The 21,441-nt window shown below is 38.0% G+C and carries 20 protein-coding genes; 10 read left to right on the top strand and 10 right to left on the bottom strand.

All coding sequences use genetic code 11. The annotated features are described in order from the left end of the window. The first annotated feature begins 42 nt into the window (after nt 1-42). Nucleotides 43-2,463, top strand: a complete 2,421-nt coding sequence (locus R2Q70_RS07415; RefSeq protein ID WP_316807002.1) for an AsmA-like C-terminal region-containing protein — start codon at nt 43-45, stop codon at nt 2,461-2,463. A gap of 107 nt (nt 2,464-2,570) precedes the next feature. On the opposite strand, the gene mtgA is transcribed toward R2Q70_RS07415, so the two are convergent. Further along, on the bottom strand, nt 2,571-3,293 hold the full coding sequence (mtgA, locus tag R2Q70_RS07410; protein ID WP_316807001.1) for a monofunctional biosynthetic peptidoglycan transglycosylase: 723 nt from the start codon (nt 3,291-3,293) through the stop codon (nt 2,571-2,573). Nucleotides 3,294-3,419: 126 nt separating this feature from the next. On the opposite strand from mtgA, the gene R2Q70_RS07405 reads away from it, so the two are divergent. Beyond that, the gene (locus R2Q70_RS07405) at nt 3,420-4,124 is read left to right on the top strand and encodes an SDR family oxidoreductase (protein ID WP_316807000.1); all 705 of its coding nucleotides are present in this window, start codon (nt 3,420-3,422) and stop codon (nt 4,122-4,124) included. A gap of 38 nt (nt 4,125-4,162) precedes the next feature. Here the strand turns inward: R2Q70_RS07405 and R2Q70_RS07400 are convergent, their stop codons facing one another. From R2Q70_RS07400 to R2Q70_RS07375, 6 genes are all read right to left on the bottom strand, one after another. Continuing rightward, nucleotides 4,163-5,233: a hypothetical protein gene (locus R2Q70_RS07400; protein ID WP_316806999.1), complete on the bottom strand. Its 1,071-nt coding sequence runs from the start codon at nt 5,231-5,233 to the stop codon at nt 4,163-4,165. Nucleotides 5,234-5,437: 204 nt separating this feature from the next. Further along, the gene (gene rplI / locus R2Q70_RS07395; protein ID WP_010599583.1) at nt 5,438-5,881 is read right to left on the bottom strand and encodes a 50S ribosomal protein L9; all 444 of its coding nucleotides are present in this window, start codon (nt 5,879-5,881) and stop codon (nt 5,438-5,440) included. Between the two features lie 13 nt (nt 5,882-5,894). Then, nucleotides 5,895-6,158 carry a 30S ribosomal protein S18 gene (gene rpsR / locus R2Q70_RS07390; RefSeq protein ID WP_010599582.1) on the bottom strand — a complete coding sequence of 88 codons (264 nt, stop codon included), beginning with the start codon at nt 6,156-6,158 and terminating at the stop codon, nt 5,895-5,897. Then, entirely contained in the window at nt 6,158-6,514 is a 357-nt protein-coding gene (gene rpsF / locus R2Q70_RS07385; RefSeq protein WP_010599581.1) for a 30S ribosomal protein S6, read from the bottom strand. Before rpsF ends, rpsR begins: the two co-directional genes overlap by 1 nt. A 328-nt stretch (nt 6,515-6,842) precedes the next feature. Then, nucleotides 6,843-7,541: a DUF1826 domain-containing protein gene (locus R2Q70_RS07380; protein ID WP_316806998.1), complete on the bottom strand. Its 699-nt coding sequence runs from the start codon at nt 7,539-7,541 to the stop codon at nt 6,843-6,845. A gap of 164 nt (nt 7,542-7,705) precedes the next feature. Further along, complete coding sequence (locus R2Q70_RS07375) at nt 7,706-8,299, bottom strand: hypothetical protein (RefSeq protein WP_316806997.1); 594 nt, start codon at nt 8,297-8,299, stop codon at nt 7,706-7,708. Nucleotides 8,300-8,476: 177 nt separating this feature from the next. Here R2Q70_RS07375 and R2Q70_RS07370 point away from each other — a divergent pair, with 177 nt between their 5' ends. From R2Q70_RS07370 to R2Q70_RS07355, 4 genes are all read left to right on the top strand, one after another. Next, on the top strand, nt 8,477-9,349 hold the full coding sequence (locus tag R2Q70_RS07370; protein WP_316806996.1) for an AraC family transcriptional regulator: 873 nt from the start codon (nt 8,477-8,479) through the stop codon (nt 9,347-9,349). A gap of 51 nt (nt 9,350-9,400) precedes the next feature. Beyond that, on the top strand, nt 9,401-10,318 hold the full coding sequence (locus R2Q70_RS07365) for a hypothetical protein (RefSeq protein WP_316806995.1): 918 nt from the start codon (nt 9,401-9,403) through the stop codon (nt 10,316-10,318). A 64-nt stretch (nt 10,319-10,382) separates the two neighbouring features. Beyond that, nucleotides 10,383-12,197: a DNA polymerase III subunit gamma/tau gene (locus R2Q70_RS07360; protein ID WP_316806994.1), complete on the top strand. Its 1,815-nt coding sequence runs from the start codon at nt 10,383-10,385 to the stop codon at nt 12,195-12,197. Nucleotides 12,198-12,200: 3 nt separating this feature from the next. Continuing rightward, nucleotides 12,201-12,713, top strand: a complete 513-nt coding sequence (locus tag R2Q70_RS07355) for a hypothetical protein (RefSeq protein WP_316806993.1) — start codon at nt 12,201-12,203, stop codon at nt 12,711-12,713. A 92-nt stretch (nt 12,714-12,805) separates the two neighbouring features. On the opposite strand, the gene R2Q70_RS07350 is transcribed toward R2Q70_RS07355, so the two are convergent. Then, nucleotides 12,806-13,213 (bottom strand): hypothetical protein, encoded by a 408-nt coding sequence (locus R2Q70_RS07350; protein WP_316806992.1) that lies wholly within the window; start codon nt 13,211-13,213, stop codon nt 12,806-12,808. 89 nt (nt 13,214-13,302) lie between these two features. Further along, nucleotides 13,303-14,298, bottom strand: coding sequence for an AraC family transcriptional regulator (locus R2Q70_RS07345; protein ID WP_316806991.1), 996 nt, complete (start codon nt 14,296-14,298; stop codon nt 13,303-13,305). An 81-nt stretch (nt 14,299-14,379) separates the two neighbouring features. Between R2Q70_RS07345 and R2Q70_RS07340 the strand changes: the two genes are divergently transcribed. The 4 genes from R2Q70_RS07340 (at nt 14,380) to R2Q70_RS07325 (ending at nt 18,984) form a co-directional block, all read left to right on the top strand. Continuing rightward, nucleotides 14,380-16,824: a TonB-dependent receptor gene (locus tag R2Q70_RS07340; protein ID WP_316806990.1), complete on the top strand. Its 2,445-nt coding sequence runs from the start codon at nt 14,380-14,382 to the stop codon at nt 16,822-16,824. Nucleotides 16,825-16,831: 7 nt separating this feature from the next. Next, a complete protein-coding gene (locus R2Q70_RS07335) occupies nt 16,832-18,244 on the top strand; it encodes a hypothetical protein (protein WP_316806989.1) in 1,413 nt (470 codons plus the stop codon). Nucleotides 18,245-18,382: 138 nt separating this feature from the next. Beyond that, nucleotides 18,383-18,829 (top strand): transposase, encoded by a 447-nt coding sequence (locus R2Q70_RS07330; protein WP_316806988.1) that lies wholly within the window; start codon nt 18,383-18,385, stop codon nt 18,827-18,829. A 17-nt stretch (nt 18,830-18,846) separates the two neighbouring features. After that, a complete protein-coding gene (locus R2Q70_RS07325) occupies nt 18,847-18,984 on the top strand; it encodes a hypothetical protein (RefSeq protein WP_316806987.1) in 138 nt (45 codons plus the stop codon). 63 nt (nt 18,985-19,047) lie between these two features. On the opposite strand, the gene R2Q70_RS07320 is transcribed toward R2Q70_RS07325, so the two are convergent. Next, nucleotides 19,048-21,267 carry an NADP-dependent isocitrate dehydrogenase gene (locus tag R2Q70_RS07320; RefSeq protein WP_316806986.1) on the bottom strand — a complete coding sequence of 740 codons (2,220 nt, stop codon included), beginning with the start codon at nt 21,265-21,267 and terminating at the stop codon, nt 19,048-19,050. Between the last annotated feature and the right edge of the window lie 174 nt (nt 21,268-21,441).

Here is a 21,441-nt window from a genome sequence, read left to right as displayed (position 1 = left end):
ATGCATTAAATAACATTATATTGCTTATATCAAATAATGTTTATGAAACGCTGGCTGAAAATTTCTTTAGGTATATTATCTGGTCTGATTATTTTAGTAATCCTTACCTGGCTTGCGGGGGCGTTTTACATTAGCAGAAACAAAAAAGAAATTTTAACTTCTATTTTGGGCCAGTTAAACAAAAATTTAAACGGTAAAATTACGGCTACCGGGATGGAGCCTACTTTACTAAAAAGCTTCCCTGGTGTTTCCGTTTCACTAAATGGCATTTTACTGCGAGATAGTTTATGGTCGCAACATAAACACGATTTAATCAAAGCAAAAGATATTAATGTTTCGCTAAATGTGCTCTCATTAATCGTTGGAAATGTTAACATTAATCAAATCGCAATTAATGATGCATCAATTTACATCTATACCGATTCGAACGGCTACAGCAACACCAGTATCTTTAAAAGCAAAAAAACCGATACAACTAAAAAATCAGATTCAAAAACACCAGATTTAGCGGTAAAAAAAATCGATCTCAATCGTGTTACGCTTATACTCGACAATCAAAAAAGGCACAAGCTTTTTAATTTTAATATTGATCAGGTAGCAGGAAGAATGCAATACCCGGATAGTGGCTGGACTGGTAAAATAAAATTGAAGACCCAGGTAAATAGCTTTGCTTTCAATACGAGAAAAGGAAGCTTTTTAAAAGATAAATCTTTAGAGGGAACACTTTCAGCACACTATTCCCGAGAGCTTGATGCTATTATTTTGGATCCTGAAATATTGAAAATCGGAGGTCATCCTTTCAAAATCGGCGCTAAAGTTGAACTTGATAAATCAGCTTTTGCAATTAGCATTGCCGTTGATGATATCTTATTTAAAGATGTAGCCATGTTGCTTTCTCCAAACATCTCGTCGAAGCTTTTGAAATTTGGCATTGAGAAACCCATCAATATTAGGGGAAAAATTATTGATGATGGATCAGGAAAATACGGCGATCCCTTAATTAATGTTGGCATCACTGTTCGCGATAATGTAATATCTATTCCTGCGGGCAAACTCACGGCTGCTAACTTCGATGGGTCTTTTACTAACCTTGACACCGCCGGCGGAATTATTGGTGATGAAAATTCGGCTATAAAATTTCATCGTTTAACAGCCAAATATTACAATGCGCCCCTTAAAATTGATACTTTCACCGTAACAAACCTGGCCAGACCAATTGCAACGGGATTGGTAACTTCGCAGTTCCCGCTATCAAACCTAAATAATTCTTTGGGTACACAAGATTTTGAGTTTAAACAAGGTACAGCCGATTTAAGATTATATTGCAAGGCCGATATTGATAATTTTCGCTTCACCAAACCGGTAGTATCCGGGAAAATAAAAATCGATAATGCTGATATTCTTTACATCCCCAGAAAACTCCGACTGGTTAAAAGCGCCTTAAATATCAACTTCGATCAAAATGATTTATCTATTCAGAACGGTCATTTTCAGCTAGGTAAAAGTGAATTGAATGTAAGCTGTAACATCGCAAACTTTGCCAATCTGTATTATACTGATCCGGATAAAATTCTGGTGAATTTGAAGATGCACAGTCCGCAACTATATTTAAACGAATTTTTGCCTTTTTTAGGCCCAAGAACAAGCAAGAAAAAAACGAGCGGAGGCAGTTCAATTAAAACAGCATCAAAAGAACTGAGCAATGTTTTAGAGGTTTCGAAGATGAATATTAACCTTACCGTAGGAAAAGCGATATACGATAACTTCCTGGCGAAAAATCTGGTTGCCGATATTTCTTTACGTGGTGAAGGAATTTACTTCAACAAAATAAGTGTGGCGCATGCAGGCGGAACATTGGCTTTAACCGGAAACATTATTCAGGAACCGAGTTCAAACAGTTTCAAAATCAACTCGAAAATTAACCACGTAAGCGTAAAAGATTTCTTTTATTCATTTGATAATTTCGGTCAGAAAACGATCACCAATAAAAATTTAAAAGGTTACTTATCTTCAACTGTAAACATAGGAGGAAGAATCTCTCACACAGGTAAAATATTGCCTCGTTCCATTAATGGTAAGGTTGTTTTTAACTTAAATAATGCGGCGTTAGTAAATTTTGAACCAATGGTAAAGGTTGGTAAGTTTGCTTTTGCTAACCGAAACCTATCGAATGTAGAAATTAAAAACCTGGATGGAACCCTAAACATCCGTGGCGACAAGATAGACATCAGTCCGATGCAGATTAACTCAAGCGCCATGAATTTTAATGTTAAAGGTGTTTATGCTTTAGGCAACGGAACTAATGTAGCTTTAGATATCCCGTTGAGAAATCCCAAAGGGGATGAGAACCTTACCCGTCAGGAAAAGCGTGAGGCCAGAATGCGGGGAATTGTACTGCATTTAAAAGCGGTTGATGATGAAAAAGGTGGAATCAAAATCAGGTGGAATAAGGATCATGATTAGTCCTTTCTGTTTTTTTGGCTTGATAGTTTTTTGGTTGTTTGGGTTTAAACAAATAAAAAACTCAACACCCGAAACAACTAAAAAACCAAACATCTAAAGACTGAATACTAAAAATCCAGTGGTCCCAGCCTATTCATATTTCTTAAAATCAAATATTGGCGGTGTCTGATATATCGTGTAGGATTTTTGGGTGTCCACCTGATGGGATTAGGGAAGCAAGCCGCAATTAATGCCGCCTGAGCTTTAGAAAGCTTATGGCATGATTTACCATAATAACTTTGCGCTGCTGCTTCGGCACCGTAAATCCCATCCCCCATTTCAATCACGTTTAAATAAACTTCCAATATCCGCTCTTTACTCCATAACATTTCGATGAGTAAAGTGAAATACGCTTCGAAACCTTTTCTAACCCATGATCGGCCTGGCCATAAAAAAACATTTTTTGCCGTTTGCTGCGATATGGTACTTCCGCCTTTAACTTTTTTGCTTTTCGCATTTGCGGCAAAGGCTTTCTCGATGGCTTTAACATCGAAACCAATGTGTTTTAAAAACAGCTGATCCTCGGCCGAAACCGCAGCACGTTTCATATTATCAGACATGTCTTCAAAATCAACCCATTTTTTCTCGGTTTTAAAAGACTTACCGTCAGATTTGCGCTCAATGTTCCGCAACACCATCAACAACGTAATTGGCGGATTGATGAAGCGATAGGCCAATACCCATAAAAACGAAACCATCAAAAAGTACAAAAATACCTTCGTGGCAATATTGGTAATCTTTTTTAATAAAGGTTGCTTGCTTTTTGATTTGGTAGAACGCGATTTAGCCATGGCGCAAAGGTAGCAAAATATGAAAACATTTATTTCGAATGATGGGCCTTACGATCTTTATCCGGAAACAGAAAACCGTATGGAAACATATTTGTTGTCTTTTGAGAAGATAAAAACAAAAAAATCATGAGTATAAAAGTCGCCCTGATAACAGGAGGAAGTAAAGGTATTGGTTATGGCATTGCCGAATCACTTTTAAAAAATGGCTATAAAGTTGCCATCACAAGCAGAACCATCAATAGCGCAAATGAGGCAGCAGCAAAATTAGTAGAGTTTGGAGATGTTTTAGCCATCGAAGCTGACGTAAAAAATTTCCAGTCTCAACAAGGTGCCGTAAACCTGGTGATTGAAAAATGGGGACAGCTCGATGCACTCATTGCTAATGCAGGCGTAGGAAATTTTGCACCAATAGATGAGATGGATGTTGAACTCTGGAATGATATCATCGACACCAACCTTACCGGGGTGTTCTACAGCATAAAAGCCAGTGTAGAGGAAATTAAAAAAACCAAAGGAAGCATTTTTACCATATCCAGTTTGGCAGGCACAAACTTTTTTGCTGGCGGCGCCGCTTATAATGCCAGCAAGTTTGGCTTAACAGGTTTTACACAATCTGTAATGCTCGACTTAAGAAAATATGGAGTAAAAGTGAGTACCATTATGCCGGGTTCAGTAGCCAGTCATTTTAACGACCATCATCCCGATGCTGAAAATGATGCCTGGAAAATTCAACCCGAAGATATGGGAAAACTAATTGTTGATCTTTTGGCGATGCCAGCGAGAACGTTGCCTAGCAAAGTGGAGATCAGACCTACTACACCGAAAGGATAAAAAAAAATAGCCTCCAATAAAATTAGAGGCTATTTTTTTTAAAGCGTATCAGCAGGTACGCGTGGATTAACAAAATGTCGGGTATTGGTATTATTGGTTTTCATCTGCCCTTCAGCGTAATCAATTTCTTTAATAATATCCTTACTATCTTTTTTATCGTAATCATTCTCAAAAAGGCCATCTGCTTCTTTTCTTGCATTTGTATAGTCTTCAAGCATTACATAAATAAATCCCAGATTAAAGAAAGCAGAATAACGCATTTTCTTATCCGTTTTTTCATCCTTATTGAAACGTACTTTAACATCATTAAAATAATCAATAACAGGCTTAAAATTTTCTTTGATTTCAGGGGTAATGGGTTGATTTGCCTTTATTGATAATGCAGCAGTTTTTAGTTGCTCAATCATCTTATTATTAAGCTCATATTCAGGATGTTTTTTCTCTCCCTGAAACCAAATAAGATAGTTATATTTAGTTTGGCGGTATCCATAAAGATTAGTCAAAGTGTTGCTAGCCTGATCTACCCTACCTTTAATGGCATCAGTTAACAATTTCGATTTGATTGCTTCTTTATTGTTATTCCAGTAACCAGCAGCGTCTGCTCTGTTCGCATATTCGCTTGAACTGTGTGTAGATTTGGATGAAGGAGATTGTAGAACGTTATTTAACAAATCTTTTCCCAAAACATTATTGGCTAAACGCATACTACCTGAAAATGAATAGGTAATTACCGACCAGTAATAATACTTCCTTCCGGTTTCCTTTCCTGCTTTGTCTTTTACAATTTCTACACGCTCTTTTACTTCTGCACCATCAATCATAAAATCACCAAATGTTAAATAAAGAGATAAGTCGGCTTTAGTACCTTTATTAATTTTTTGGAATCCGGCAATACTCGCCCGGTCTTCAATTTCGGCAGTTGAAACATTGCTTGCCGATGAATTTAAAGTGGCAGATACGTTAAAGGTTTTGTATTCGGGAGGTAGTGGAGCTGTAGGCAGCAGCGTATAAGCATAAGTGGCATAGGCCCGATCGAGATCAATTTTTTGCGCATTTAGTCTTGCACAAACAAAAATTGATAAAATTAAGAAGGTAAGTCTCAGTTTCATATTTGATTTTATCTCGCATAAACAAAAATAAAACCATAAAACACAACCTTTACTACACAATCATTTGACACCTAAAGTCATTGTAAATGGGTATAAAATACCACGTTATCTTCACGAAACGTGAAAAACATTCAACAGTATCGCCCATAAAAAAAGTCCTTCCAGAAAACTGAAAGGACTTTTTATTGATTCGTTTAAGAATGCTTATTCAGCAATTACTTCAAAAGGAACCTGAACTTTAACTTCTTTGTGTAAGTTTAAGTTAGCAACATATTCGCCAACAAATTTAGGTTCAGTTTCGAAAGTAATGCGACGACGATCTACATCAAAACCTTGCGCTTTTAATGCTTCAGCGATTTGGATGGTATTAACCGCTCCAAAGATTTTTCCGCTTTCGCCAGCTTTAGCACCGATAGAAAGTTTAACAGCAGTTAAACGCTCAGCAATACCTTCAGCATCTTTCTTAATTTTATCTTGTTTAAAAGCAGCTTGCTTTAAGTTTTCAGCTAAAACTTTTTTAGCAGAAGAAGTAGCCAAAGCGCCAAATCCTTGAGGGATTAAATAGTTACGACCATAACCTGGTTTTACTGTAACTACATCATCTTTCTCACCAAGGCCTTTAATATCTTGTTTTAAAATAATTTCCATATCTCTGAGCCTCCTATTTTAATTGATCTGCAACGAATGGTAACAAACCGATGTGACGAGCACGTTTAACAGCTTGAGCAACTTTACGTTGGAATTTTAACGAAGTACCAGTAAGGCGTCTTGGTAATAATTTACCTTGATCGTTGATAAATTTCAACAAGAAGTTTGCATCCTTGTAATCGATGTATTTAATACCATTTTTCTTAAAACGGCAATATTTTTTACGGTTATCCTCTACTTTAGGGGCAGTAACGTATTGAATTTGTTCTCTTGCCATTACGCTGCAACCTCCTTAGTTTTTTTGTTAAACGCACCACTACGTTTTTTCTCATTGTAAGCAACAGCGTGTTTATCTAAACGGATAGTTAAGAAACGTAACACACGCTCATCGCGTTTTAATTGAAGCTCTAATTTTGCGATCAAATCTCCTGAAGCTTTGTATTCAGTTAAGTTGAAGAATCCGTTTGATTTTTTCTCAATTGGATACGCTAATTTTCTCAAACCCCAATTATCCTCTTGGATAATTTCGGCACCGTTATCTACAAGAACCGCTTTGAATTTAGCTAATGCCTCTTTCGCTGCTTCTTCAGATAACAATGGGGTTAGAACGATAACAGTTTCGTACTGATTCATTGTTATAAATTATGTTTTTAATTTTTTAATCCCGAGGTATATTACGGGGTTGCAAAAGTAACAATATATTTCTTAAAATCAAATGATTGAGCAGAAAAAAGTCGTTAGCTAGTGGCGTGTAATACAGTGCGCATATTTAAGATGCAAAATACAAATGATTTGGAAAGCAGTTTTAGTACCAATCGGTTCCCTCAGCCCCGCTCTCACTACAATCTTTTTATAAACACCTGTCATGCTGAGGCACGACGGCTTATTTGCGTTGATGGTAATAAAAAGTATTTCCGTTAAATCGGGTTTAATAACTACGGCCTCTGCCTTGTAAGGCGCCTTAACAAATCATCATCAATCGATATTCACCCTCTTTCTCCTGAGGAGCCCGGTGGATGCTAGGCAAAACCTTTCCTTCCGGAGAGTCTGTTGCCAACCTCCACAAATTACCCAAACCCAAACTCAAGGTCGAAGCTTCTTGTTTCGCCTGATAATGCAAGTCAAAAAAATGTTCGCTCAGGAATGTATCAAAACCCACCTCTGGTCCATCATATAGCGCTTTAAGCTGCTCGCGAATTTCCGGGATCAGGATTTTCTGTTCTGCTTCGTTGTTGGCTAAAATTTCACTGGCAGCACCAAAGTATGTGCAGAGAAAAGTATCGGTACCAATGGGCGAACGATCTACATGAAAAGAATATACATCTGTTGAAATAAAATCCAGTTCCTCATCACGCTGATAGGTTTTAATCAAATTAAGCGAAGGCGACGCCCCATAATCACTTAGGCACTGAAAATCGCTGATGATGATTTCCCTGGCTCTACTCCCCTCCTTCGACAACTGCAAGGCACTGAGTTCTCCCATCGAAACTTCGGTTAAATCTTCCTTGAGTTGAAGCTTAGAAACGATCTCTGAAAAATCTCCGGTTAAATTCCGATGCCAGCAAACTGCATTTACTTCTCCTTTCATTTCTAAATCAATCAACTCAGAAAAAGATGAAACCACCTCAACATAGTTGTAACCTGAAAAACCGTGTTCCATACGCAGGAAAAATCAATAAGTTGTTTATTTCCTCGCAAAAATAGAGAATAGATTAATCATGAATGAATTTGTTTTTGCAGTTGCTTAAAACTAAATCAGCAGTAAAACAAAAAAGGAGATGACTTGATGAGCATCTCCTTCGTTAGTTTGGTTTATTTTAAAAATTAGCGGGTTTGTATTGTATTGGTAAAAGATTCGTTATTGTGTTTCACCACGAATGTTAGCGAATCACCATCTGCCTTACCGATGTTGAATTTTTTAATCAGCTTTGTTCTATCTTTAAAAACCTGAGAGTAAAGTTCATCGTTACGCTCATTAAATACCGCAACTTCAATTGGCATATTATCTTTTACCTGATAATCCAAAGTAATTAAATCTTTATTTTTTGTGATTTTAGGTTTAATCACTTCAGTGATTTTAGCTGTTGAAATTGCAGCTTTATTGCTTGAAATCTTCACGGCATATTCTGCAACCGTAGCACCAGATTCTACTTTAATCAGATAAGCGCCATCAGGCAAAGAATTTAGATCGTATGTTTTGGTAAGGCCAGCAATGCCGTTAAATTTTTGTTCAAAAACTAAATCATTATTATCAGAAAAAACAGAAAAATTAAATTCTTTGTTATTTCTCATCAAAAAACTAATTGTTTTCTGCTTTTCATCTTTAACTTTCAAAGAAAATTCATTGTCATTTGCCTGAGCAAGGGAAACAGTTAGCGATAATGCAGCAATTAAACCGATTTTAAAGAACTTTTTCATAACTAAATCAATTAATGGGTGAACAATTATTTTATACCGCTAAATTACAATGAGAATTAACACGCAAATTGCGCTATATTTTCAAATTTATATGTAAAATTACCCCTGTTATCATTAATTTTATATCCGATCATCAATTAAGCATATTATTTAATCTTAATTTAACATAAAATTGTCATGAAAACTTTAAAACCGAGCTTCGAAATCGTTGAACCCTCCTTCGGAAGCTCGTTTTATTATTCGAAATATGTCGAGAATGAAAATAACAAAGCGCATTTATGGCATTACCATCCAGAAATTGAAATGGTTTTTGTAAATGGTGGTGCCGGAAAGCGGCAGATTGGTAGCCATGTTTCTTATTATACCGATGGAGATTTAATTCTGATCGGCAGCAACCTTCCACATTGTGGCTTTACTGATAACAACACGGGTAATAAAAATGAAACCGTTATTCAATTCAAAGCAGACTTTTTAGGTGCTGAATTTCTAAATCTGCAAGAAAGCAAATGGATCAAAGCCTTGTTTAACAAAGCTAAAGGTGGCATAGCCTTTGGTGAGGCGACTAAAAAAGCTGTAGGCAATAAAATTGAGGGAATGGCCGACCAGCCTCCATTTAAAAGGTTAATTACACTATTATCTGTTTTGAAATCACTAGATTCTTCTAAAGATTTCACCATTCTAAATGCCACCGGTTTCTCGATGGAAATGCAGATCCAGGATAATGATCGGATTAATATGATATTCAACTATGTAAAAGATCATTTTCAGCAGCAGATTAGTTTGGAAGATGTTGCAGAAATGTCTGCAATGACCGTACCTTCATTTTGCCGCTATTTTAAAAAAATCACCAAAAAAACTTTTACCCGTTTTGTTAACGAATACCGTGTGGTACATGCTTCAAAACTCCTTGCCGAAAAACGCATTAGCATTACCGCCATTTCGCTAGAAAGCGGCTTTAACAACTTTAGCCATTTTAATAAGATTTTTCACGAATTCACTGGTAAAAGTGCCTCAGAATATCGAAACGAATTAAAATCAATTATTAAATAATTAGCTATCAAAAACTACCGAATAATATTTCTGTAAATCGTATCTTGTGGGATGACGATTCTCAACTTCAACGGCAAGGGCAAACTTTATATCTTAACCTTTTATCTGCTACCTTTTGCAGTATTCGCTCAGAAAAAAGACGATCTCTTTAAACGCCTAAAAGCAATCCATAATAATGGTGTTACCTATTATAATACTGATGGAATTAATTTTACCAGCCAAACCTTTACCAATGCATTTACAGAAAAGGATTTAAAATACGTTTACAGAAAATATGCTATTGGCAATGAAGATGCTAAAGTAAAAGATAACACATTGCCTTACAATAATTATAGTGTTGTAAAAAGCATAAAGATAACTGATAGCTTAAGCGAAACCTCATCTTACTACTTTATTGAAGACAAGCAAAAAATGGTTACCGTAATTTGCTTTAGCTATTTTGAAAACCCCGGCAAACAGTTTGAACATAGCTTTATCGATTTAATTGTTGAGGATAAAATCCCTATGAATGTTTTTGAAGATAAAAGAATTGACAGTATCGATTTTGCAGGCAGAAAAATCCAATTAAGCAATAGTTGCTACTGGACCAATGTGAACACGGTGCAATGCCCCTATTATGGAGAAATGAATTGGTCTGTCCACCAAACCCGCGAAAGCGCCACAAAAGCAATTCAAAATCAGTTGGCACTCACCAAAACCAGAAAAGGCCTCAAACTCATATCTGAAGAGGAAGTTGATGTTATTTTTGAACATACGCCTGCGAAAGCCCGGAAAGTGGTTTATGGTTTCACCGGACTCACCAATTTGGCAGTTAAAACTTCGGGAGGAAAAACATTGACCGCTTATTATGTTGCCTGTGAGGTGAGGAATAATTACGTGAGCTGTGTAATGAGCTTTTGGAATAACGATCAAATCAATGAAAGCGGCTTACCACCTTTACTGGAAAAAGTAATGCAACTGCCCAAATAGTCAACTTTTCAACATTCCAGAAATCGACATTTTAACTCCACAAAATTTTCCTATTTTCGTGGCGATGGAAAATTTTATTGTTTCTGCCCGTAAATACCGTCCGGCCACGTTTGAAACCGTAGTTGGGCAGCAGCATATTACCGGAACACTAAAAAATGCCATCAAAAATAATCAGCTTGCCCAGGCATTTTTATTCTGTGGACCAAGAGGTGTAGGTAAAACAACCTGTGCCCGTATCCTGGCCAAAACGATTAATTGTACCAACCCTACTCCAGAAATGGAGGCTTGCGGCCAATGCGATAACTGCCTTTCTTTTCAGAACGGGCATTCATTTAATGTTCATGAATTAGATGCGGCATCAAATAACTCTGTTGATGATATCCGCAGCCTGATTGAACAGGTTCGCATACCGCCACAAGCCGGAAAATACAAAATTTACATCATTGATGAGGTTCACATGTTATCGCAAAGTGCATTTAATGCCTTTCTGAAAACTTTGGAAGAACCACCATCGTACGCTATTTTTATTTTAGCAACCACTGAGAAGCATAAAATTCTGCCAACTATCTTATCACGTTGCCAGATTTTTGATTTCAATCGCATTCAGGTTGAAGACATTGCAAATCATCTGACCAAAATCGCCCAGCGTGAAAACATTGCTTTTGAAAGTGATGGCTTACACATTATTGCGCAAAAGGCTGACGGAGGGTTACGTGATGCCCTTTCAATGTTTGACCAGATTGCCAGTTACGCTAACAAGAATATCACTTATAAAGCCGTAATCGATAACCTGAACATTCTTGATTATGATTATTTCTTTAAGCTTACCTCTTTTTTAACTGCGGCAGAAGTAAGCCAAACATTATTATTATTTGATGAGATATTAAATAATGGCTTTGATGGGAATAATTTTATCAATGGACTGGCTACCCACTTCCGTAATTTGCTGGTTGGGAAAGATGCTGCAACCATAAAACTTTTAGAGGTTAGTGAAAATATTAAACAAAAATATTTAGATCAGTGCAGGCAAACTGAACTGTCTTTTTTGTTAACCGCTTTAAATCTGGCGAATACCTGCGATTTAAATTATAAAAACTCAAAAAACCAAAGGCTGCAGGTAGAACTGGCATTAATTAAAATGTGCCATATCCGATCGGTAGTACATTTAGCCCAACAACCTTTAAGCACAAGTAACACAGCAACTGACGGAGATCAGGATAAAAAAAAAACTAATGTCGTAGCTGAGAAAGCAGAAAGCGGAAAGCCTAAGACAGAAAGTGAAAACACACCACCAGTAGCTATAACCCCTCCAAAAACAGAAGTTCCGGTAAGTATTCCATTAGATAAACCGAAGGAAAATCCTAAACCTGCAATTTCATCTGCTACTTCGATCAGCATCAATATTCCTAAAAAGACGGTTGGCACATTGATTCCATCTTTAAATGATTTGGAGCGACTTGCAGCTGGTGAAGATGATGGAAGTCCGAAAACCGTAACCGGAGAAGCCCGCGAATCTTTTACTTACGACCGGTTATTAGAAGTATGGAATAACTATATTCAGATACTAAAAGAGGCAGATAAGATTAACCTTTTTACGATCTTAAACAACTTTGCCCCTACGCTTGTCAATCCTACTTTAATTGAGATTTCGGTAGAGAGCAAAACTCAGGAACAATTCGTGGTTCAGGAATCTGTTGAACTGATGAACTATTTAAGGAATACCCTTCAAAATTTCGCAGTAGACATTACTTTTAGACAAGTGGAGCGGAAAATTGAGAACAGGCTTTACGGTAATCGGGAAAAATATGATTACCTGGTAAACAAAAACCCTAAACTTGATGAATTACGCAAAAGGTTCAATTTAGACATTAATCCATAATTTATGAATGATGATAAAAAAGCAACCTTAAAGGCGCTGGTCATTTCCTCAATTGGTTTTACCGTTTTGTTTGGGGTAATCATGGCATTGATGAATGGAATGGGTTATGCGCTAGTTGCAGCACCAATTGCCGGTTTACTGTGGGGCCTTTTGATGTACTTTTTCATCAACTCAAAAAAAGTAAAACAGCAAACCCAAATTACTGGTGTTGAAGAGAGCGACATCATTTACTCGGGCGGTGCCAATCATTTTAAAAACGCAGAGGCCGTTGGTGGAAAACTTTATCTGCTTAAAAATAAACTGGAATTTAAATCACACGGCTTCAACATTCAGAATCATGCATTCATCATTAATACTGATGAGATTGCAGAAGTCATCTTTTTTAACACATTAGGATTAGTACCCAATGGATTGAAACTGATCCTGAAAGATGGCGATGAAGAGAAATTTGTAGTGAACAACAGAAGTTTGTGGAAAACGGCAATCACAGCACAGATGCAAAATCAACCATCATAAAAAAAAGCAGGCTAAAACATTTATAGGTTAGCCTGATTTTAATTCCAAATTGAATTGCCCGTTCAAACCATTGTTAGGATGGTTTTTTCTGGCTATTTTTGGGGTGTATCATTAATTGGATAACCTTCCTCATCTAAATCGTCACGATTATCTTCATCGGTACGGGCCAAAATTTCATCTTCCGGACTCAGCTTTACGCTTTCTCCATTATCCACATGCATGCCTAACTCATCCAGATTATCTTCAGCAATTTCTTCATTTCGGGCGTACTCGTCACCAACATAAGGGTTTGCCTCATCATAAGTCGAATCGTCATCACGGGCACCTGCAGCAACTGTTTCATATCCCATTGGATGATCATAATCTTTATCTGTACCTTTTACGTCTAACTCGTAACTCTGCTTATTTTTATCATAAGCCAGATTTTCCTTATTAATTTCCGGGTTTTCCGTAGTACTGTGTATTTTATCTTGTGATCCTTTGTTCTCGTTAATTGACATGGTATTTTCTCCTATTTTAGTTAAAGTTATAACAATTCCCTACTCGTATGGTTTTTCAGGGAGAAAATTTTGTGATCTGTAACGAAGAATTAAATCGCCAGAAAATTTAAATTCTCTAAAATAGCTGTAAAATCCTCACAGAAAAGTAGCATTGAAAATTTACCGGTCTTAATTTTATTGGGCAGAAAACCGAAGTACTTCTTAAATGCATTGGTGAAATGAGTGGCATGTTTGTAGCCCATTTTTTTTGAGGTTTCGGCCACTGTAATATCTTCTTCAATCAACATACTTTTTGCCTGCTCCATTTTATGCTGATTCAGATAAGCGTAGACTGTTTTACCGAAAACTGCTTTAAAATCGCGTTTCAAATTAAACTCATTTGTGCCAACCAAGTGTGCCAATGCCCTTAAGGAAAGTTGATTACCGGTTTGAGCGATTAGAATTTCGCGGGCCTGATACATTCGCTCCACCTCTAATTTTTTAATTTTCGCCCCTGCGTTATGGGTTTGCAGCTGTTCGAATTGTGAAATTTGCAGCGCAAAAAGTTCAATCGCCTTCGACTCGAGCAATAACTGGTCGGAAAATGCGCTTTGCGATGAATTACCCAAACGCTGCAGAACCGCAGCGATTTCGGGACTAATTTGCATGTTTGCTTCTGATAACGGGAATGGGGCGCCCGATTGATCATCGAACCATAAGCGTTGGTACGCAGCATGATCGCTTGGCAAAAACCGATCTATAAATTCAGGGCTGATATTGATACAGATAATATCATCGTCAGCACCTACCAACATTTTGCTCGATTTAAGAGCTGTACGATAAATATTATGCTGGTACTGATCAATTTGACTGTAAGTTTCGATGGCGCCCGACTTGCTTAGTCTAACGGCCCCTTGCAGAACGAAAATCATCTGAAAGGTAACATACCGCGAAGCGTCAGGGTGACTTAGCCTGATCTCCAGTTTCGTCCGGTCATTAATATAATTTCGGTAGCTCACTTCCATATTTTGATTATACAGAAACACACTCTCCAAATTCCCATTAAAAACTCCCTCCTGCGTTACTATTTCTTCCGATTGCGTCATATTCAGATTTTATCTTTGCGCAAAGTTATTCTTATTAAGACCTATTCTAAAGAACAACTTGAAAAAGTTACAAACTAATCAATGAAATTACTTCTTCTTTCTACGCTTTTTCTTTGCTTTTCTTTTGTTGCATTTGCGCAAACGGCTACGTTATCGGGCAAAATAACAAATCATAATGGGCAGCCATTGGATGGGGCAACAGTAAATATTAAGGAGCTGAACCGCAGTACCATGACAGATGAAAGAGGAAGGTATGAATTCAGTGGTTTAAAATACGGCACTTACACCCTATTAATTAGCTCAGTAATTTCCGAGCGAAAAATTCAAACGGTAAATATTAATTCAGCCAGCGTAATTTTTAACGCCAAGGTAAAAGAGCATGTAGATCGCGATTTGCAAGAGGTAAGTGTGGCAGGTAAAACAGAAAAACGAAAAATGGAAACCAGCGGTTTTGCCATGTCGATTATCGAAACCAAAGAGGCATCGCTCAGAAATCTTACCACCAATGAACTTTTAGACCGGGCAGTTGGTGTGCGTGTTCGGCAGAACGGCGGCGAAGGTTCGCCGATAGAATACAACTTAAACGGCATGTCGGGCAGTACGATTGGGCTTTTTCTCGATGGAATTGAAATTTCCACCTACGGATCTTCCTTCAATTTGAATAATATCCCGCCATCTATGATAGAACGGATCGAAGTATACAAAGGTGTGCTCCCATCTCACTTAAGCGGTAATTATGTTGGTGGCGCCATCAACGTCATTATGAAAAAAGACGCCTCTGCCAATAACATTACCGCGGCAGTTTCCTATGGTTCATTTAATACTTACCGGGCTGATGTGAGTGCTTTGTATCGCAATCAGAAAAATGGTTTCACTGCTAGGGCTTCCGGTTTTTACAGTCACTCTGATAACAATTATGAGATGTGGGGTAAATTTTCCAAATATACTTTACCTGGCGGAAGAATTGTTCGAAACTATAGAACCAAACGACCAAATGATGAATTTGAAACTGTTGGCGGGCGTTTTGAGGCTGGCTTTACCAATGTAAAATGGGCCGATCAGTTTTTTGTTGGCTATAATGTATCTGATTCTTACAAACAAATCCCTCATGGAATAACCATGACTAAGCCCTATTTCGGCCGATTTAATAAATACCAGGCGCATGTTTTCAGTTTAAATTATAATAAAAATAACTTTTTGGTTGATGGGCTTGCGCTTACCGTAAATGCGGTTCACAGTAGAAGAACAACCTATCTAGAAGATACCGTTAGCCTGAAATATAATTGGGATGGCACTTTACTCGTAAAAAATTCTGAAGGGCCACCAGAAACTTATGGTTACAGCCCAGGGCAGGGACAACAGGGAGCAGCGGTAATGAGTAATATCGAGCGGCAGATTTCTAATATCAGATCTAACCTGGCCTACACGATTGTTTCAGGTCACAGGTTGTCCCTTAATCATAAGTTCGAACAATCTGACCGCAATGATCAGGATCTACTTATTCCGGAGAGAAGCAGGTGGATCACTCAAAACGGATTAACCACCAACATTTTTGCGATGAACTATGAAGCCGAACTGTTCAAAGGCAAGCTCAAAACCAACATATTCGGTAAATATGCCATCTATCAAACAGATCAGAACAGACCGATAAATGAAGTTAACGGGCAATTAATCTATCAAAATAGCAGCACCACCAGAGATAATAAGGGATTTGGCGGTACACTTTCTTATGAAGCCATACGCAATGGCTTTTTAATCCTGTCTGCTGAGAAATCGTTCATCATGCCGACTGACAGACACATTTACGGTGAACCGGAAAACAACCTTCTAGCAAACCCCAACATTCTACCTGAACTCGCAATTAACTATAACCTTGGTGGACGCTACCAGTTCGTCGCAGCTGATAAACATAAATTCTCTCTTTATGGTAACGCGTTTTGGAGGAATGGCTACGATAAAATTATTCAGCAAACGCGAATCGATCCGGTAATTGAGGGACGGGAAAATCAGGTAGAAGATATTCAGGTGACTCAATTTGTTAACCTTTCGAAAACCCAATCGGTAGGTTTTGAGGCTGAAGTCAACTACATCTACAACAACCGGCTGAATGCTATGCTGAACTTCTCGAAATTCAATTCGCTTTATAAAGTAGAACTTGATGAGCGTGGAAATCCAAATAGTTTATATAACAAACAGGTTCCAAACGAACCCTTCTTTACCGTGAATGGTAACCTTCAATATCGTTTCAACAATGTTTTTCAAAAGAAATCGGTAATGAACGTGTATTATAACGCCGGTTATGTAGCCTCATTCAGCACCATCTGGATCGAATCAGAATGGTTTACTACGCCAAATCAATTTACGCATGACCTGGGTGCAAGTTACCGTTTCCCCAGCGGAAAACTCGTAGCCAGCTTAGATTGTAAAAATATGCTGAACGCGGAAGTGTATGACAATTTCGGCGTTCAAAAACCCGGAAGGGCATTCTATTTCAAATTAAACTACACTATAAATAATTTTAAATAAATAACGTATGAAAACTAATTTATTAAAAACCGCAATCTTCGTTTTAGCTATCGGTGCGCTTACTGCCTGTAAAAAAGATGGTGGAGACACCTCAGAAACAGGAGTTTCTGGGGCTGACATCTGGGACAGAAAGTACATCACATTAACTGCTGCTTTCCCAGATGCTGAAGGTACCGCAGGAAATGGAGGCACGAGGGCCTTTGCCATTACAACAGCGCAGGCAATTAATCCAAACTTCGAAGTAAATGTATTTACGAATGGTTATGGGCTAAGGTCGCAGCGTACTGCCCGTGTACAGGGTTCTGCTAATGGAAATTTTCTATACAACATTCAATATACAGGTACAGATGGTGGTATCTTCAACAAATATAAAGTAGATGGTGATAAAAACTTTGTAGATACGCGTGAGGAGGTGAACACCGAGCCAATTTTGGGTACTGCGCCTCGCTGGGTAGTAGCTGCTGACGGTATTGGTATTGGCGTTTTTGCCTCTTCAGTAATAACAGGTGCTCCGGCTACAGGTGCGGGTGCAGACTTTGTTGATGTGAAAAGCACAGCGAAAATAGCGGTACTGAACTTAAATGATCCTCAGATTACCCGTCAGACGGAATTTACCATTCCTTTTACCGCAGAACAAACTAAGGCAGGTTATCAAATCGGCCGCATCGATGTACCGGTATTAAATGCAGCTAAAACAAAAATTTTTATTGGCTGTAACCTGACCAGAACAGATGTAACTAAAAAATCTGGTGTCAACACTGCGGGTACCGCTCAAACCTGGTCTACAGGCACAAGAGAATTGGGAACAGCTACATTGGTTGTAGATTATCCTTCTTTAGCTAACCCTAAATTAATTTTTGTTGATCCGAACATCAGTAAAATAAACAACCACTCTTATCGCACCATGACACAATATGTAGGTACTGATGGAAACGTTTATCAGGCCACGGCAACTTCCGGTAGTCAGATTTTACGCATCAACGCGTCAACAAACGAGTACGACAACAATTATAATTTCAACCTGAAAACAGCGCTTGGTACATCGAACAATGTGGCAATCAGTGCCTGGAGGTATATAAAAGATGGAATCGGAATTGTTTTATTTACAGAAACAGGCGTTCAGGGCGGATATTTGGCTTTAATAGATTTAAATGCCAAAACTGCTACCAGGTTAACTACAGAAAATCAAAACAATAGTGGGTACTCTGGATTAACAGCAGCTCAAAACGGAGGAACTGCTTTAACTGGTACTTTTGGTCAATTCCAAAATATTGGTCTTGCAGGTGATAATGTGTATGTTCCTTTAACACCAAATGGCCTTGATGGAAACTTATATGTAATTAATTACAAAACGAAAACCATCACAAAAGGTGCAAAATTGAAAAATCAATCAGGCAGCTTTTACTTAGGCGCTTACTAAATTAACCAATCTTTTTCGTGAATGGGCGATCATAACGATCGCCCATTTTTTTTGCATTTTAAATCCATATTGCCATCCCCCATCATTATCACAAATGTTTATTTTTTTTTTAAATTCATGAGATGATTTGCCGCTCTCATGAATAATAAATTTCAAAATAAATACAGAATACCCTCTGCCCGATTACAATCTTGGGATTATACCAATGCAGGGGCATATTTTATTACCATTTGTACAGAGGATAGACACCACTATTTTGGCAAGGTGATTAATGGCAAAATGGTGCTGACAAATGCTGGGGTAATTGCCGATATTCTATGGCATGAAATCAAACATCACAATAAAAACATCGAATTGGGCGAATTTATCGTGATGCCTAATCATATACACGGCATATTGATTTTGAATGATAATGGCATGAAAAATATAGAGACAGGGCATGCCCTGTCTCTAGCGCCCAAACGCCCCAACCGCCCCCACCCGATCCCATCGACGAAAACCCAAAATCACCTGGACAAAAACGATTTCAAAACCAGGGCAAAAATTCCGTCTCATCTATCATTGGCGGCTATAAATCTGCCGTAACCAAACATTGTAACAGATTGGGAATTGAATTTGGTTGGCAAACCCGCTTCTACGATAATATCATTCGTGACCAGCAAGCATTCGAAAATATTTCCAATTATATTTTAAATAATGCCGCTAAATGGGAAATGGATAAATTCCACGCAAATAAATAAGATAACAAAAAATCCCCGGCTGAAAATTAATCAACCGGGGATTTAACACTAATAAATCTTTTACTATAACGAAGCTAATGCAGCATTTAATGTCTCACTAGGACGCATTGCTTTGCCTGCCAATTCATCATTTGGATGATAATAACCACCAATTTCCTGCGCTTTACCCTGAGCACCAATTAATTCTTCTTTAATTTTTGATTCGTTTTCAGTTAACGCTCTTGCGAGTGGCGCAAATCTAGCCTGCAACTCAGCATCTTTGGTTTGTGCGGCTAATGCTTCAGCCCAATATAAAGCCAGATAGAAATGAGAACCGCGGTTATCAATTGTACCTAATTTTCTACCTGGAGATTTATCCTCAGCTAAAAATTTAGCATTTGCTTCATCTAATGCATCTGCTAAAACTTGTGCTTTTGCATTGTTTTGTGTTTGCGATAAATGCTCTAATGAAGCCTGAAGCGCTAAAAACTCTCCCAATGAATCCCAACGTAAATAACCTTCGTGGATAAACTGCTCAATGTGTTTCGGAGCAGAACCTCCGGCACCGGTTTCAAATAAACCGCCACCATTCATCAAAGGAACGATAGATAACATTTTAGCAGAAGTTCCTAACTCTAAGATTGGGAATAAATCCGTCAGGTAATCACGTAATACGTTACCGGTAACAGAAATGGTATCTTCCCCCTTACGAATACGAGCTAAAGTAAATTTTGTTGCTTCAATTGGAGCAAGAATACGAATATCTAAACCAGTGGTATCGTGGTCTTTTAAATAATGATTTACTTTTTTAATGATTTCTCTATCATGTGCTCTGTTTTCATCCAACCAGAAAACTGCTGGCGTTTCAGATAAGCGAGCCCTGTTTACTGCCAGTTTAACCCAATCCTGAATAGGTGCATCTTTAGTTTGGCACATGCGGAAAATATCTCCTGTGGAAACCTTTTGATCGAAGAAAACTTTTCCGTCAGCATTGGTCACACGGATTACACCATTTGCAGCTGCCTGGAAAGTTTTATCGTGAGAACCATACTCTTCAGCTTTTTGTGCCATTAACCCAACATTTGGAACCGAACCAATCGACGTAACATCAAAAGCACCATTTGCCTTGCAGTCATCAATTGTAGCCGTGTAAACACCAGCGTAAGAACGATCAGGAATTAAAGCGATGGTATCTTCTGGTTGTCCATCTTTGTTCCACATTTGCCCTGAAGTGCGAATCATCGCAGGCATAGATGCATCTACAATTACATCACTTGGCACATGCAAATTGGTAATTCCCTTATCAGAATTCACCATGGCTAAAGCTGGTCCGTTTTCAATTGCCTGAGCAAGGGCAGCCTCAATTTCCGCTTGTTGAGCGTTGCCTGCAATTTTAGCATAGACATCACCTAAACCATTGCGGGTATCAATATTTAACGTTTTAAAAAGATCGGCATATTTTGTAAAAACATCTGCAAAATAAACTTCCACGATGGCACCGAAAATAATCGGGTCAGAAACTTTCATCATGGTTGCCTTTAAATGCGCTGACAACAATACGCCTGCAGCTTTAGCTTCCTCAATTTCTTTAGCAACAAAAGTTTTTAGTGCTGATAAACTAAGTGCAGAGCTATCAATCACCTCTCCTGCTTTCAATGGCGAAAGGCCTTTTAGTTCAGTTACAGCTCCATCTTCAGCAACAAACTCAATTTTAAACTGCGAAGCCGCTTCAACAGTTGTAGATTTTTCTGAACCATAGAAATCACCTTCACTCATGCTGGCAACTTTGGTTTTCGAATCTGCAGACCATTTACCCATTGAATGTGGGTTTTGCTTAGCATAGTTCTTAACCGCTTTAGGCGCTCTTCTGTCAGAGTTTCCTTCACGTAAAACTGGATTAACTGCCGAACCTAAAACTTTAGCATATTTAGCTTTGATTACTTTTTCTTCCTCAGTTTGAGCGTTATCCGGGTAATTCGGTAACGCAAAACCTTGCTGCTGCAATTCGGTAATGGCATCAACCAATTGCGGAATAGATGCTGATATATTTGGTAACTTGATGATGTTTGCCTCTGGAGTTGTTGCTAATGCACCAAGCTCAGCCAAAGCATCGCCAATTTTTTGATCGTCTTTTAAATACTCCGGAAAGTTAGCCAAAATTCTTCCTGCTAAAGAAATATCTCTGGTTTCTACATCAATACCAGCTGATGCGGTAAAAGCTTGTACGATAGGTAAAAGTGAATAAGTTGCCAACATTGGCGCCTCATCGGTTTTGGTGTAGATAATTTTTGATGTATTTGACATATTTATATTGATTTTGCTTAAAAGGTTAACATTTTGCCTGATTTAGGTTGTAAACCAGGTATTTTTTAAAATCGCCTAAAGATAAAATAATCGAATGAATTAAGGAACATTGTAATGTTATTTATGGTTTGCTTGTTTTTCTAATAACTTAATCCAGTATTGTTTATTCAAAAA

The organism is Pedobacter agri, assembly GCF_032678665.1.
Taxonomy (GTDB): Bacteria; Bacteroidota; Bacteroidia; order Sphingobacteriales; family Sphingobacteriaceae; genus Pedobacter; species Pedobacter agri_A.
The sequence above is the reverse complement of the archived record's forward strand: the minus strand, read 5'-3'. Positions and strand labels throughout refer to the sequence as shown.

Excerpts from the sequence above, each read along its gene's own strand:
- R2Q70_RS07335 (WP_316806989.1), top strand. The coding sequence starts at position 16,832 with ATGAAAACTAATTTATTAAAAACCGCAATCTTCGTTTTAGCTATCGGT.
- R2Q70_RS07405 (WP_316807000.1), top strand. The coding sequence starts at position 3,420 with ATGAGTATAAAAGTCGCCCTGATAACAGGAGGAAGTAAAGGTATTGGT.
- R2Q70_RS07350 (WP_316806992.1), bottom strand. The coding sequence starts at position 13,213 with ATGTCAATTAACGAGAACAAAGGATCACAAGATAAAATACACAGTACT.
- R2Q70_RS07415 (WP_316807002.1), top strand. The coding sequence starts at position 43 with ATGAAACGCTGGCTGAAAATTTCTTTAGGTATATTATCTGGTCTGATT.
- R2Q70_RS07345 (WP_316806991.1), bottom strand. The coding sequence starts at position 14,298 with ATGACGCAATCGGAAGAAATAGTAACGCAGGAGGGAGTTTTTAATGGG.
- R2Q70_RS07375 (WP_316806997.1), bottom strand. The coding sequence starts at position 8,299 with ATGAAAAAGTTCTTTAAAATCGGTTTAATTGCTGCATTATCGCTAACT.
- mtgA (WP_316807001.1), bottom strand. The coding sequence starts at position 3,293 with ATGGCTAAATCGCGTTCTACCAAATCAAAAAGCAAGCAACCTTTATTA.
- R2Q70_RS07380 (WP_316806998.1), bottom strand. The coding sequence starts at position 7,541 with ATGGAACACGGTTTTTCAGGTTACAACTATGTTGAGGTGGTTTCATCT.
- R2Q70_RS07370 (WP_316806996.1), top strand. The coding sequence starts at position 8,477 with ATGAAAACTTTAAAACCGAGCTTCGAAATCGTTGAACCCTCCTTCGGA.
- R2Q70_RS07360 (WP_316806994.1), top strand. The coding sequence starts at position 10,383 with ATGGAAAATTTTATTGTTTCTGCCCGTAAATACCGTCCGGCCACGTTT.
- rpsF (WP_010599581.1), bottom strand. The coding sequence starts at position 6,514 with ATGAATCAGTACGAAACTGTTATCGTTCTAACCCCATTGTTATCTGAA.
- rpsR (WP_010599582.1), bottom strand. The coding sequence starts at position 6,158 with ATGGCAAGAGAACAAATTCAATACGTTACTGCCCCTAAAGTAGAGGAT.
- R2Q70_RS07320 (WP_316806986.1), bottom strand. The coding sequence starts at position 21,267 with ATGTCAAATACATCAAAAATTATCTACACCAAAACCGATGAGGCGCCA.
- R2Q70_RS07400 (WP_316806999.1), bottom strand. The coding sequence starts at position 5,233 with ATGAAACTGAGACTTACCTTCTTAATTTTATCAATTTTTGTTTGTGCA.
- R2Q70_RS07365 (WP_316806995.1), top strand. The coding sequence starts at position 9,401 with ATGACGATTCTCAACTTCAACGGCAAGGGCAAACTTTATATCTTAACC.
- R2Q70_RS07355 (WP_316806993.1), top strand. The coding sequence starts at position 12,201 with ATGAATGATGATAAAAAAGCAACCTTAAAGGCGCTGGTCATTTCCTCA.
- R2Q70_RS07330 (WP_316806988.1), top strand. The coding sequence starts at position 18,383 with ATGAATAATAAATTTCAAAATAAATACAGAATACCCTCTGCCCGATTA.
- rplI (WP_010599583.1), bottom strand. The coding sequence starts at position 5,881 with ATGGAAATTATTTTAAAACAAGATATTAAAGGCCTTGGTGAGAAAGAT.
- R2Q70_RS07340 (WP_316806990.1), top strand. The coding sequence starts at position 14,380 with ATGAAATTACTTCTTCTTTCTACGCTTTTTCTTTGCTTTTCTTTTGTT.